Source organism: Sorangium sp. So ce693, from assembly GCF_051521375.1.
GTDB classification, from domain to species: domain Bacteria; phylum Myxococcota_A; class Polyangia; order Polyangiales; family Polyangiaceae; genus Sorangium; species Sorangium atrum.
Map to the genome: position 1 here is coordinate 5806007 of NZ_CP150347.1, position 12996 is coordinate 5819002.

Consider the following 12996-nt stretch of genomic DNA (forward strand, 5'->3'; position numbering starts at 1 on the left):
CGCTCAGCGGGCGCGGTTGCGGTAGACGAGGATCACCGGCACGCCGTCGGGCCCGGCGATGTGATCCGGGCTCGTGGTCCCGAACGCGACCCACGCCTGGTACGCCTGCCCCAGCATGTGCTTCTCGTGGTGGTAGAGGGCGAAGTCCGCGCCCGCGACCGCCCCCACGCCGCGGATGTCCTTTCGCAGGCGCCCGTCGCGCAGCAGCATCTCCCATGCCGGGCCGGCGGTGTCGTGGATGTACACAGTCCCTCGGGGTGGGACGTGCTCGTTGAGGTACGCGACGACCGCGCCCGTCGTGTACCCCCAGAAGGTGCGGTTCAGCCCGAGGTTCGCCGCGCCGGGCGCGCCGCCGACCAGCGGCGTGTAGCTCGAGAGCGCCCACGGGTGCGCGTGCAGCGTCTCGGCGACGGGCGCCGCGGCCACCGCCGCCCCGAGCAGCGCCGGGACCAGCGGGCCGCGCGCGAGCGCGGCCGCGCGCGTGGCGACGCCGGCCCGCGCGCCGGAGCCGCGCCGGGCGAGCAGCAGCGCGCGTAGACCGACGCGAGCGCGCCGCACGGCCGCGGAGAACGCTGCGCCGGCGAACAGGGCGATGAACGGGTAGGCCGTCATCCAGTGCTTCGTGCCGCCGAAGATCGGCGTGCTCGGCGAGAGCCAGGCGCCGTACACAGCGGCGATGGCGAGGAACCAGAGGAGCGCCGTGCCGCCGGGGTCGTCCGCGGGCGGACGGAGCCGCGCGGCGAGCGCCCGCTCTGCGGCGAGCGCGAGCCTCCCGCCTTCCGGAGCGAGCCGCGCCGCCGCGCACGCGAGCGGATGGAGGAGGCGCTCGCGTGCCGCCGCGCAGAGCCCCGCGGCGAAGAGGCACAGGGTCACGAGGGGGACCGTCGCCGCCGTCATCACGGGCGCGTAGGCCCTCGGCATCGGGGGCGTCCAGTAGTTCCGGCCGAGGAACTCCATGTTGTAGTACTCGTGGTTCAGGTGAAACGACGCGTACTCGCGGAGGCGCGGGAGCGTGTCGCGCCAGATCCACGGCCAGAGCGCGTAGAAGACCAGGGGGCCGATCGTCGCCATCGCGGCGAGCGCGGCGAGAGATCGCCGGGCGCCTCCGGCCCGCGCAGGCGAGGCCGCGGGCGCCGCCCCCGCCGCGCTGGCGCGCGCGACGATCCGATCCCTGAGCTCCATGCCGACGGCGTGCGAGACGCAGACGATCGGCAAGAACCAGGAGTTGTGCTTCGTGTCGAGCGCGAGGCCGAACGCGACCCCGGTGAGCACGGGCCACAGCGCGCCGCCGTCCCGCAGCGAGCGCCAGTAGGCGTAGGCGCACAGGGCCCAGACGGTCACGATCGGCGCGTCGAAGCAGGCGAGGTGCGCCTGGTAGAAGTACCGCGGCAGCATCGCGAAGAGCGCGGCCGCGGACGCGCCGGCGAGCCGATCGCGCGCCTGGGTGCCCCAGAGGTACACGAGCGCCACCCCGACGCCCGACAGGACCATCGCGGGGAACCGGTAGCTCGTGCCCTCCATGGCGAAGAGCCCGAGCCGCTTCTGCAGGACGAGGTTGGAGAGCGCGAAGAGCGACTTGATGAGGCCGGGGTGCTCGTGGTTCACCGACCACGCGGCGTCGACGCTCTGCGGATCGAGCGCCGCGCGCGGCGCGTCGAGGAGCGCCTGGAACCACGCTCCGTAGCGGTTCGCGGCGAAGAAGTAGAAGCCCTCGTCGCGCGCGTAGCCGAGATCGCCCGCGGTCGCGAGCAGCAGGGCGACGTACGCCGCCGCGAACGCGAGCGCGATCAGGCCGTCGGAGGGCGCGAGGGGCGCCGAGCGCTTCATCGGGTGTCCGCCTCGAAGCAGTAGTGGCGGTGCGTGTAGTCGGCGGATCGCACGGCGAACTCCACCTCGGCCTCGGCCGCGCCCGCGTGCGCGCCGAGCGGGAACTCGAACGCCGCCCACCCGTCGCCGTCGGCGTGCGTCGCCTCGCCCACGGCCTCGCCGTCCACGCGCACGGACAGCGTGACCGGCGCGCCCCGCCGCTCCCGCTCGATCATCCAGTACATGCCCGCGTGCCCTCGGATCACCGAGCCGAGCGGGACGCCGCGGAAGCGCGTGACGATCTCGCCGTCCCTCGGCGGGTGCGACCAGATGCACCGGCGAGGGCGGAACTCCTCGTCCGCGATCACCGTGACGCCCACGTTGAAGAACGGGCCGCCGGGGCACTCGAAGCGCTCGGCGGGGAACGTCGGGTTCCCGCCGAGCCCGCCGGCGGCGATCCGCGCGCGCGGGTTCCAGCGGCACGCGGCCGGAGGATCCGTGACCCGCACGTCGGCCGACGCCGGCGCGACGTTGTCGACGAAGTCGTAGACGACGCGCGCGGGCGACGGGTTCACGAGGCGCCGGAGCACGAAGGGGCCGCGCTCCTGCCGCGCCTCCTCGCGGAAGCCCGCGAGCTCCTCGGCGCGCTGGCCGAGGACGCTGATCTCGACCGCGGCCGCGTAGCGGCTCTCGTCGGGCCGGGCGGCGTCGCGCAGCGGCATCAGCTCGTCCCCGAGCGCCCGGCGCGCGGCCGGATCGGCCCATCCCGGCGCGACGACCACGAGATCCCCGGGCTGCTTCATCGCCGCGAGGGGGGCCGCGACCTCGCGCCAGGCGTCGAAATCCGGAGCTCTTTCGCTGAAGTAGACGTGCGCCACGAGCTCTCCGAGGCCGAGCGCCGGCAGGCCGAGGAGGGCGAGCAGGCCGAGGGCGCGGCGCCGGCCGCGCGCGCTCGTCGCTTCGCCCGCGGGCGAGGTGGTCTCGCGGGGTTGCGCCGGGATCACGGGGAACCCTACAGCTCGATCGCGTAGACGACGCTGCCGAGCGGCATGCGCTGCATGCGCTCCTCGATCACCCCGCGGAGCGCCTTCCAGGCGCCGGGCTTGTCGACGTACGTCTCGCGCAGGCGCAGCGCGCCGGCCTTGTCGCCGCGCGCCTTGATCCCGAGCACCGTCCTCGCGAGCGCCTCGGCCGCGGCGGGCAGCTTGTCCGCCTGGATCGAGAAGCACCCCTTGTCCGCGCCGTTCGCCGCGGTCTCGCCGCGGTAGAAGCCGAGCGCGCCTGCGTCGAGCAGGCTGCCGAGCTGGATCGCGGCGAGCTGGCCGTAAGGACGCGCCTCGCCGCCTGCTGTGTACATCCCCTGCCCCGCCTGCCCGAGCGCCCAGATCACGTCCCTCACCTCGGACATGCGGGCGAGCGCCGGGTCGAGGACGCCCTTCTGCGCGAGCCAGCCGGTGAAGAAGAGCGCGCCGGTCTGGGCCTTGAGCTCCTCGAGCATCGAGGCGAGCGGCCCGCCGAAGATCTCGTCGTCGGTCTTGCCCTGCACCTTGTAGCCCTGCGCCGGGCCCAGGTTGTGGGACGCCTCGTGCAGCACCGTCCCGAGCGCGGCCACCGGGCCCTCGAGGGACACGCTCTCCATCGTGGTCTTGCAGAAGAGCGACGCGGCGGCCTCCCGGAGGGCGGCGCGGCTGTCGTCGTCCTGCAGGAGGTTCACCATGACCACGGTGCGGCCGCGGCCTTCGGTCGCGACCGGCCCCCAGTTCGGCAGGCTCTGCCCCGACGTCCCGCCGGTCGCGGCGCGCGATTCGCCGGCGTTCAGGAGGATGTCGATGAAGTCGGGCAGGTGGAAAGCGACCTTGCGCGCCCTGTACGGCGCCCCCGCGAGGCTCGCGAAGGCCGTCTCCATGTCGGACTTCACCGGATCGAGCTTCTTCTGCCAGGTCAGCGACTCCTGGTTGATGCGCGCGAAGCTCACGTGGAAGCCCGCCTTGCGGCTGCACGGCTCCCAGTAGGTCTCGTCCGGCCCCACGCGCAGGTACCACGCCGAGTTCTCGGCGTTCATCTTCGCCCAGGGCTCGTCCGCGAGCTCCCAGCGGTTGTCGAGGAACGCCTGCGACGCCGCGAGCAGGTACGCCTTGAAGGCGGCCTCCTTCGGGCTGTGGATCGCCTCGGCCGCCGCCTTGAGCTCCCGGCTCACCGCCTCCATCTCGGGCTTGTACGCCTCGCTGTAAGGGACGGCCTTGAGGGCGCCGCGCTCCTCGACCACCACGGTGAACGGGGAGAGCAGCGCCTTCTGATCCGGGCGCGCCTCGAGCGCGGCGCAGAACTTCTTGTCCTGCTGGAGGCGCGCCGGATAGACGCCGGTGACGCGAGGCGGCCTGCTCGGCAGCGCGCTGCAGTTCGGATCGTCGCGCGTCCTGGGTTGCTGGCACCAGGGCCCCTGGTTGCGCCAGAACAGCGCGCGGCTGGCGGGGTCGTCGGCCGGGATCTTGTCGGCCATGCCGGCGGAGCCGAGCTGCTTCGCGTGGATCTGCTCGATGAGCTCGGCCACCTTGAGCAGGTGGTCGACGACGGCGCGGTCCTCGGCCGACGCGCCGCGGAGGTCGGCCCGGAGGAGCGAGGGGCGGCCGGCCGCGAGCTCCGCGAGGACGGCATCGCGGCGGCGCACCTCGGCCTCGTCGAGGCCAGCGCGCAGGTGGCCCTCGGCCTTGACCTTGGTCATCGCGGCATAGGCCGACGTGAACGCCGGGGTGAAGGCCCCGGAGGCGACCCAGGCCGGCGCCGGGGAGTGATACCAGAGGGCGGAGACCTCGTCGGGGTCGACGGCGCCCGAGCCGTTGCGGTCGGCGATCCAGAACAGCGGGAGATCGAGCTCCACGGCGATGCGGTTGAACTCGAGCCGGGGGATCTGATCGAAGCGCGGGGCCTGGGGCGCGCCCTGGGTGGGTGTGGGCGCAGGAGGAACTGCCTGGGGCGGCTCGGCGGGCAGAGGGGGGTGCGGAGCAGAGCAGGCGGCGCCCGCGGCGAGCGCGGCGAGCGCGGCGAGCGCGGCGAGCGGAGCGCGGCGGAACGGCGGGATCGGGAGGGGGATCTTCATGGCTGGAGCTCCGAGGGGCCCTTGACCTGCGAGGCGCGCGGGACGGCCGGGAGGCCAGCGAGAGCGAGGAGGCGCGCCGCGAGAGCGCCCGGGGCCCTGGTCGCGCCGCGAGGACGCCTCCCCGCGCGATCGGCCGCCGGACTGCCAGGCACGCGGGAGCGTAGATCAAGGACGCCCGGAGAGGGGGTGTTTCTGCGCGCGGGCAGGAAGGAGCGTTAATCAACGGCGCGGGAGCGGCCTCATGCGGAGGGACGGACGCCTGCCGCCCTGGGCAGCCGCTGCCCGAAGACACCTGCCAGGAGCTCCCCCGCGCCGTAGTAACAGAGGTAGCCGGCCAGCGCGAACTTGAGCGGCACGGCCGACGCGGGCAAGAGCAGCAGGACGAGGCCGGCGACCGTCGAGCCAGCGCCCACGACGAAGAGCCACCTCGACTCCACCATTCCCTTGAGCACGATCGACGCCGCGACGCGCAGCGTGCCGGAGATGAACGCAAAGAACCCCACGAGGACGACGAACATCTCGACCATGTGACCGCGACGGAGCACGACGAGGCCCAGAAGGAGGCTCGCCACGCCGCGCACGCGGGAGAGGAGGCGTCGGATGGGCGGCTCCCGCAACGCACCGACGAGCGACAGGGCGCCATCGACGAGCGCGTAGGCAGCGAAGGCCGAGACGAGCAGGCGCCACCCCGCGGAGGAGCCCTGACCGGCGGAGATCGCCAGGGCGCCGGCGCCCACGGAGAGCGCGAGGGCGCCTTGCGCGATGAGGATCCATCGGGAGCGCTCCGGGCGCGTCGGCTTCGGGAACATCGTCCTCGCGGCGGAGATGGCCGCGGCGACCGGGCTCTTCGTCGCCGAACGTGCGCGATCGGGCTTCGCATCCGGGAGCACGAGGGGCATCGCGCGCTCGACGGCGCGACCATCTTTCCACTCGAGATAGCGGACATGTCCGTCCGGAGAGATGCGAAGGAACGAGTTGAGAGGCCCGGCCCATGAACCGCTGTTGAAATACCAGTCACCGATAGAGCCTGCCTTGTGGGTGTGGCCGAGGACAGCCACGTCGTATGCGCCCGTGTCGAGCTCCGCGCGGACCCCGACAACGTGCTCGCCGAGCCGGTCCGGGTTCTGCGCCGGCGTCAATGCCCCGCGGGGGGACGGGTCCCTCTCCGTCACGCGCTGGCTCATCGTCGCCAGGGTGCGTTTCCAGATCGTCAGTATCGAGTCGCCGAATTTCTCGAGGACGTCCTCCACGCTCTCGCCGCCCTTGAGGAGAGGAGAGCCGTTCTCGTCCTCGGCGACGCCGGCGAGGATGGAGAACATGCGGCCGAAGCCAGGCTCGTCCCCGGCGTTGAACGGATCGGTCTCGTGCCCGTGGCAGAAGTGGAACCGCTTGCCGTCGAGCTCCCGGGTGAACGGCGCGCGCATGCACGCGAAGAAGGGGTGATTGAGGAGGTCCGTCTCGATGAAGTGCACGAGATCGACGTCATGGTTGCCGGGCACGTAGACGAGCCTCAGCGCGGCGAGCTGGTCGAGGAGCGCCCGCCGCTTCACGAACAGGAGGCTGAGGTTCATCTGCCAGAGCTCGAAGAGGTCCCCGAGGATGAAGAGCTCGCCCCCCTCGCTGCCCACGTGGTCGAGGAATGCACGCAGCTGCGACGTCTTCTTGCCTGCCTCGAAGTTGTCGCGCGCGCCGCCGTCACCGATGTGCAGATCGCTGATGACGAAGATATCCCTGGCTGCGCCATCCATTGCCCTGCTCCAGGGTGGAGCGATCCCGCCATGAGCGGCGGCCGCGTCCCCCACCCCGCGCGCGTCGCAAGCCGCGTGCCGCGACGATCCGCAGGTGGGCAAGCGCCGGTCGAGCGGGCCGCTCGGCCGGCAGCGATGCGCCCGTCGGCTCGCCGCCGCTCGGAGCGCGAGAGCGCCCCCGGGCGGTCACTCGCACAGGGCGTGCGAGCGCCCCCGAGCGTTCACTCGCACAGGGCGGTATCGACGAGGTCGAGGACGTCCATGTACGCCTGCTCGGCGCCCTCTTCGCCGTACAGGAAGTACGGGAGAACCGTGATCGCGACGGTGACGGCACGGCCGTCGTCGGTGACTCCGCCGCGGGTGTGGTAGCCGGGGATGTCGCCGCCGTGGCCCCAGACGAGGCCGCCGCAGCTCAGCGGGGTGCTGACCACGCCGAGCCCGTACCGGGCGCCGGGCCACATCGTGGGGGCGTCGACCGTTGTGCGGAGCTCCTCCAGCTGCGCCGGCTCTAGGAGATCGCCGCCGAAGAGGGCGGTATAGAAGCGGTTGAGGTCGCTCGGGGTCGCGATCACCTGTCCGGCGGCCCATCCCCATCCCGGGTCGAGCTCGGTGATGTCTTGCAGCGGCTCGCCGGGCACGTCCGTGTGATAGCCCTTTGGATGGCACCCGCGGATGCCCTGCTCGCCGACGCCGGGGAGGTAGGTGTGGCGCAGCCCGATTCGCTCGATGATCCGGCGCGTGATCTCCTCGTTCAGAGGGCGGCCGGTGACCTTCTCGATGATCATGCCCGCGAGGACGTAATTGGTGTTGCTGTACGCCCATTCGGAGCCGGGGGTCTTCCCCGGCTGCGCCAGCGCCATGTCGAGCAGCGCGTGGGGATCGAGGTAGGTGTGCTGGAGCTTGAAGACGCCCTCGGCCAGGAGCACATCGTCGTAGTCGGGCAGCCCGCTCGTGTGCTGCAGCAGCTGCCGCACGGTGATCTCGCGGCCGTCGATGCCGTCGCCGCGCACGAGGTCCGGCAGGTAGGTCTCGATCGGCGCGTCGAGGTCGACCTCGCCCTCGCCGACGAGCTGGAGGACGACCACCGCGGTGAAGCTCTTGCTGCTGCTGCCGATGCGCACTTGCCCGTCGACAGGCACTTTCGCCTCGGTTTCCAGGTCGCCGACACCTGAGGTGTAGTGATGGGTCTGCCCATCGCGACCACCGACCGCGACCAGGACGGCGGGGAACTTGAGGTCGCCCACCAGATGATCGGCGCCTTGCTGCACCGGATCGTCAGGATCGGTGTTGGCGCCGTCCGTGGAACCATCGGTGCACTCGCCCGACGGATCGCCTCCGCCGCCGCTGCCAGCGTCCTGGCCCCCGCTGCCGGCGTCCCGGCCGCCGCTGCCGGCGTCCTGGCCCCCGCTGCCGCCGTTCTGACCGCCGCTGCCAGCGTCCTGGCCCCCGCTGCCGGCGTCTCCGCCCACGCCGGCGCCTCCGCCCGTGTTCTCCGGCGTCCCACCGGCGTCGGAGCAGCCCGCGAGCAGGGCCGAGGATCCGAGCAGCGCCGAGACGAGGACCATCGAAAAGACGTTTCGCAAGCTCATCGCTGCTGCGCTCGCAGCCGCGGTTCTCGGAGAAGTGAAATGACGGTGCAGAGATCTCATGATCGGCTCCTGGTCGCGTGCGGGCGCCCTCTGTTCACCGCCGCGAGCCGGCGGCTTGCGCCGCCGGGCATCGCCACGCTGTTCGGAGAGCGCCCCTCGTTTTCGTAACGCTGTTCCCGGACTCGTGAGGTTCGTTCATGCCTCCCACGAGTCTGTCGTAAGAACTCATCCTCTGGATCCTGCCGACGCGGCGGTCGTGACCACCGGCGCGGGGGCGCGCCCAGGGCTCACTCGCACAGCGCGGCGTCGGAGAGCGCGAGGACGTTGGCGTACGCGGCGTAGGCCTCCTCGCGGGTGTGGACGCTCGGCACGGCCGAGGGCAGCGCCGTGACGGCGACGGTGACGGCGCGGCCGTCCTCGGTGGCACCGCCGCTGGTCTCGTAGCCGAAGATGTCGCCTCCGTGGCCCCAGAGGACGCCGCCGCAGCTCAGCGGGCTGCTGCTCAGGCCGAGCCCGTACCGGTAGCCGGGCCACATGGCGGAAGCGTCCACGGTCGTACGCATCTCCTCGAGCTGCGCTGTATCGAGCAGCTCGCCGCCGAGCAGGGCGGAGAAGAAGCGGTTCACGTCGCTCGGCGTGGAGATGATGTTTCCGGCGGCCCCCGCCTGGGACGGGTCGAGCTCCGTGACGTCGCGCAGCGGCTCACCGAGCGCCGCGTGATAGCCTCTGGGATGGCACCCCCGGATGCCCTGCTCGCCGACGTCGGGGATATAGGTGCTGCGCAGCCCGATGCGCTCGATGATCCGGCGCGTGATCTCCTCGGCCAGAGGGCGGCCGGTGACCTTCTCGACGATCAAGCCGGCGACGATGTAGTTGGTGTTGCTGTACGCCCATTCGGCGCCGGGGGCGAACGTCGCCGGCTGCGTCAGCGCCAGGTCGAGCAGGGCGCGGGGCTGGAAGTAGGTGTGCAGGACGTCGAAGACGTCGTCGCCCAGGGCCAGCCCGACGTAATCAGGCAGGCCGCTCGTGTGCTGCAGCAGCTGCCGCACCGTGATTTCGCGGCCGTCGATGCCGTCGCCGCGGACGAGATCCGGCAGGTACGTCTCGATCGGCGCGTCGAGGTCGACCTTGCCCTCGCCGACGAGCTGCAGGACGACCACCGCGGTGAAGGGCTTGCTGTTGCTCCCGATGCGCACCTGTCCATCGACAGGCACGCTCGCACCGGTCTCCAGGTCGCCGACACCGGCGGTGTAGTGACGGGTCTGCCCGTCGCGATCACGGACGGCGGCCACGACGGCGGGGAACTTGTCGTCGCGCACCAGGCGGTCCGCGCCTTGCTGCACAATGTCGTCGGGATCGGTGTTGGCGTGGAGGGTGGGATCGCCGGTGCACTCACCTGACGGGTTTCCTCCGCCTCCGCCGCTCCCGCTGCCGATGCCGGCGTCTTCGCCGCCACCGCCGCTCTCGTCTCCCCCTGCACCGCTCTCGGCGCCACTGCCGCCCGCGCCGCTCGCGGCGTGCGTCGTCGCCGGCGCCCCGCTGCCGTCGGAGCAGCCCGCGAGCAGGGCTGAAGACCCGAGCAGCGCCGAGACGAGGACCGTCGAGAGCACGCTTCGCAAGCGCATGGTTGCTGCGCGGGCGGCCGGTGTTCTCGGGGAAGCGAAGCGATGGTGCGGAGATTTCATGATCGGCTCCTGGTCGTGTACCGGCTCCCTCGAATGACCGTCGCGAACCGGCGGCTCACGCCCCCGGGCATCGCCACGTTGCTCGAAGCGCGCCGCTCGATTTCGGAGCTCTGTTCCCGGACTCGGGAGGATCGTTCACGTCCGGAGGCGAAATTTCTCTCCAGGACGCCGTCGATGGCGTGTGAGGGACGTTTGAACGCCCTCGGCGCCGTTGCGCATCACCACGGCAGGTTCCACGTCGACCTCGCCGCAGCGGGAGGGCGGGTGGTCGTGTTCCGTCACCGTCACCTCATAAACGGCGAGATACGCATAGTGTCACTCCGGATGCCCTGCTCTCAACGGGAGGACGCACGTAGTGTTACCCGGCAGGACGCCGCGGCGGTGGAGGAAGCTCATCATCAATACTGGAGTCACCCCTCCACCTCCGTCGCGACCTGGGCGAACGGGTCCCGGTACACCTCGTCGGCCGACAGCGCGCACCCGATCGCCTCCAGGTGCACGCCCTCTCCAGCGCGGGCCTCCCGGAGCGTCCACGAGTCGTCCTCGTTGCGGTGAAACACCTCGATGCGCTGCTCGTGCTGCGAGACGAGCACGTACTCCCGGAGCGAGGGGATCCGCCGGTAGTGCGCGAACTTCTGCCCACGGTCGTAGGCCTCCGAGCTCTCGGAGAGGACCTCGACGAGGACGATCGGGTTGAGCGCTGCGTCGTTGTCCGCGAGATCGCGCTCGAGCCTCCCGCAGACGACGCTGACGTCAGGGTACGTGGCGAGCCCGGTCGCCTGCACGCGGACGCGCAGATCAGCGGAGTAGACCGCGCAGGGCCGCCCGCGGAGCTGCGCCCGGAGCTCGGCGCCGACGCTCAGGCACAGGCGCGCGTGCTCCGGCGTTCCGCCTGCCATCGCGAAGATCTCGCCGTTCAGGAACTCGTGCTTCGTCGGGCTCGCCCGCTCTTGCTCGAGATACTCGGCGTATGTCCAGACGATCCTGCGCGCCGGCTCGTTCATGGTCCGGCAGTATGCCACGCCAGCGCGTCGCGACCCTATGCTCGGCGCCATGCCCACGATCCAGAGCACCGCCGAGATCGACACCGCCTGCGACGCGCTCTTCGCGCTGTCCCAGGACTACGATCTCCGGCTCGAGTGGGACCCGTTCCTCCGCGAGATGCGCTACCGCGACGGCGCGACCGAGCCGGCGGTCGGCGTGCGGGTGTGGGTGCGGGCGAAGAACGGGCTGTCCATGGAGGCCCGTTACATCACCCTGAACCCGCCGGAGCAGGTGGCCATCACCATGGTCGAGGGGCCGCGGATCTTCCGCCAGTTCTCGGGCGCGTGGCTCTTCAAGGCGCTGTCCCCGCAGCGGACCCGCGTCACCTTCCGCTACAACTTCACCGCGCGCCCGCAGGTCCTCGCCCCGGTGCTGGAGCCGGTGATGGCGGCCGTGCTGAAGCGCGACATCGAGCAGCGCCTCGCCGGGCTCAAGCAGAGCGCCGAGACGACGGACATTCTGCAGCGGCTGCCGAGGCGCGGCCCGGCAGCCGTCTGACGCGCGGCAAGGCCGCGCCGCAGGAGCTCAGCGCGAGCCGCGCTCCGTGGACGCGCTCCACCGCGAGGCCGCGCGCGTCCGGCGACGAGCGCGCGCGAGCCCGAGCCCGAGCCCCGCGAGCGCGAAGGCGAGCCCGCCGCCCGGCCGCCCCTCGCCGCCGACCCGGCATCCGCAGCCGCCGTCACCGCTCACAGAGACAGGCTCGGACGCCCCGCCACCGCCCTCCCCGCCCCCACCCGCGCCGGCGCCGCCCGCGCCGCCGGAGCCCGCGTCGGGGCCCGGCTCGGGCGGCGGCGCGACGCAGGCGTGCGCCACGGAGTCGCAGACCTCGCCGTCATCGCAGTCCGCATCGCTCACGCACGCGACGCACGCCGGCGTGCCCTCCACGAGGGCGCAGCGCGGCGCCGCCGCGCTGCACGCGTCGCACGAAGGCCCGCAGAAGGCGTCGACGGCGCACGGCGCACACAGCGCGGCGTCGTTGCAGTAGGAGCCCGCCTCGCAGCCGTTGTTTCCGCTCTGGCCGATGAACTCGCGGCCGCACTGCGCACAGGCGTCCTCGTCCGACGCGGAGGCGTCGCCCGCCACGCTCCGATGGAACGCCGCCGGCTCGAGCAGCGTGAAGCCGGACTCGGCGAGGTTCGTGCTGGCTGCCTCGCCGGCCCTGAGCTGAAAATCCGCGAACTCGCCTACCAGGAGCGACACCTCGAGCTCTGAATGCTCGACGATCGCGGCATAGAGGATCTCGACGGGGTACAGGCCCTCCTCGGCGAACGTGACGGTATTCGTCATTCGCCAGCTGGGTGCGCCGAGCGCGGGTGGCTGCACCAGCACCGGATAGGCGGCCTGCGCCGAGTCGTAGATCACGAGGGCCACGGCGTCGTCGGCGTAAATGCCAAAGTGGACCGGCTGCTCGACGTACTCGGGCGGCACGGCAAGGTAGCCGCGCAGGCGCATGCCGAACGCCACGTCGGGCTCGTTCGCGACGAAGTCGCACCCTCCTGCCGGGCAGTCGGAGGCAGCGTCCAGAAAATCGCCGAAGCTCACCTCGCCCCCGGCGCCGTACTTGTTCGAGAGATCGAGCGGTGTGCGCACCACGGAGCTCACGAGCTCTTCCTGCCCCGCGTCGAAGAACGTGTTCATCTTCTCGATGAAGCCCGCCCCGTCGCTCGTCGAAACCCAGAAGTCGACATCTGGCTCGGACGATGACCTTTGCGCGCCGCACAGGCCCGTTCCTCCCCCGGCGGGGAGCGGAGCTACAGGACCTCCTTCGATGATCACCGGCTCGGCGTTCGCGGAGCCCGGTGCTCCCAGCGCCGTGGAGAGGGCGAGCACGAAAGAGATCGTCAGCTTGGGACGTCGGTGGAACATGGTCGCTCCTGGCAAGGGAAACAGCGCAACTACGCGGCCGCTCACATGCAACCCGCGGCGCACGGCACGTCACGTTATCCCGTGCTGGTAAGGCGGAGCCCATAGATCCCCTTCGCGGGCAAGATCCCGACGGCGAGCAGCGGAGTGTCCGCCCGCGGCGC

At 71.8% G+C, this 12996-nt stretch carries 9 protein-coding genes; 1 reads left to right on the forward strand and 8 read right to left on the reverse strand.

The window, feature by feature from the left end:
• Positions 1-3 precede the first annotated feature (3 nt).
• The 7 genes from WMF14_RS21775 to WMF14_RS21805 all read right to left on the reverse strand — a co-directional run bounded on the left by WMF14_RS21775 (position 4) and on the right by WMF14_RS21805 (position 10929).
• A complete protein-coding gene (locus WMF14_RS21775; protein ID WP_437803407.1) occupies positions 4-1827 on the reverse strand; it encodes an ArnT family glycosyltransferase in 1824 nt (607 codons plus the stop codon).
• Complete coding sequence (locus WMF14_RS21780) at positions 1824-2810, reverse strand: hypothetical protein (protein WP_437803408.1); 987 nt, start codon at positions 2808-2810, stop codon at positions 1824-1826. The genes WMF14_RS21775 and WMF14_RS21780 overlap by 4 nt, the downstream gene beginning before the upstream one ends.
• An 8-nt stretch (positions 2811-2818) precedes the next feature.
• A complete protein-coding gene (locus WMF14_RS21785; RefSeq protein WP_437803409.1) occupies positions 2819-4903 on the reverse strand; it encodes a hypothetical protein in 2085 nt (694 codons plus the stop codon).
• Positions 4904-5142: 239 nt separating this feature from the next.
• Positions 5143-6651: a metallophosphoesterase gene (locus WMF14_RS21790; RefSeq protein ID WP_437803410.1), complete on the reverse strand. Its 1509-nt coding sequence runs from the start codon at positions 6649-6651 to the stop codon at positions 5143-5145.
• A 221-nt stretch (positions 6652-6872) separates the two neighbouring features.
• Positions 6873-8300: a serine hydrolase domain-containing protein gene (locus WMF14_RS21795; protein WP_437803411.1), complete on the reverse strand. Its 1428-nt coding sequence runs from the start codon at positions 8298-8300 to the stop codon at positions 6873-6875.
• Between the two features lie 227 nt (positions 8301-8527).
• Positions 8528-9925: a serine hydrolase domain-containing protein gene (locus tag WMF14_RS21800; protein WP_437803412.1), complete on the reverse strand. Its 1398-nt coding sequence runs from the start codon at positions 9923-9925 to the stop codon at positions 8528-8530.
• 410 nt (positions 9926-10335) lie between these two features.
• Complete coding sequence (locus tag WMF14_RS21805; protein WP_437803413.1) at positions 10336-10929, reverse strand: Uma2 family endonuclease; 594 nt, start codon at positions 10927-10929, stop codon at positions 10336-10338.
• A 49-nt stretch (positions 10930-10978) separates the two neighbouring features.
• Here WMF14_RS21805 and WMF14_RS21810 point away from each other — a divergent pair, with 49 nt between their 5' ends.
• Positions 10979-11467, forward strand: a complete 489-nt coding sequence (locus tag WMF14_RS21810; RefSeq protein ID WP_437803414.1) for a type II toxin-antitoxin system RatA family toxin — start codon at positions 10979-10981, stop codon at positions 11465-11467.
• A gap of 27 nt (positions 11468-11494) precedes the next feature.
• Here WMF14_RS21810 and traA read toward each other — a convergent pair whose 3' ends face one another.
• A complete protein-coding gene (gene traA, locus WMF14_RS21815) occupies positions 11495-12835 on the reverse strand; it encodes an outer membrane exchange protein TraA family protein (RefSeq protein ID WP_437803415.1) in 1341 nt (446 codons plus the stop codon).
• Positions 12836-12996: the final 161 nt, after the last annotated feature.

Excerpts from the sequence above, each read along its gene's own strand:
- WMF14_RS21775 (WP_437803407.1), bottom strand. The coding sequence starts at position 1,827 with ATGAAGCGCTCGGCGCCCCTCGCGCCCTCCGACGGCCTGATCGCGCTC.
- WMF14_RS21785 (WP_437803409.1), bottom strand. The coding sequence starts at position 4,903 with ATGAAGATCCCCCTCCCGATCCCGCCGTTCCGCCGCGCTCCGCTCGCC.
- WMF14_RS21790 (WP_437803410.1), bottom strand. The coding sequence starts at position 6,651 with ATGGATGGCGCAGCCAGGGATATCTTCGTCATCAGCGATCTGCACATC.
- WMF14_RS21795 (WP_437803411.1), bottom strand. The coding sequence starts at position 8,300 with ATGAGATCTCTGCACCGTCATTTCACTTCTCCGAGAACCGCGGCTGCG.
- WMF14_RS21800 (WP_437803412.1), bottom strand. The coding sequence starts at position 9,925 with ATGAAATCTCCGCACCATCGCTTCGCTTCCCCGAGAACACCGGCCGCC.
- WMF14_RS21805 (WP_437803413.1), bottom strand. The coding sequence starts at position 10,929 with ATGAACGAGCCGGCGCGCAGGATCGTCTGGACATACGCCGAGTATCTC.
- WMF14_RS21810 (WP_437803414.1), top strand. The coding sequence starts at position 10,979 with ATGCCCACGATCCAGAGCACCGCCGAGATCGACACCGCCTGCGACGCG.
- traA (WP_437803415.1), bottom strand. The coding sequence starts at position 12,835 with ATGTTCCACCGACGTCCCAAGCTGACGATCTCTTTCGTGCTCGCCCTC.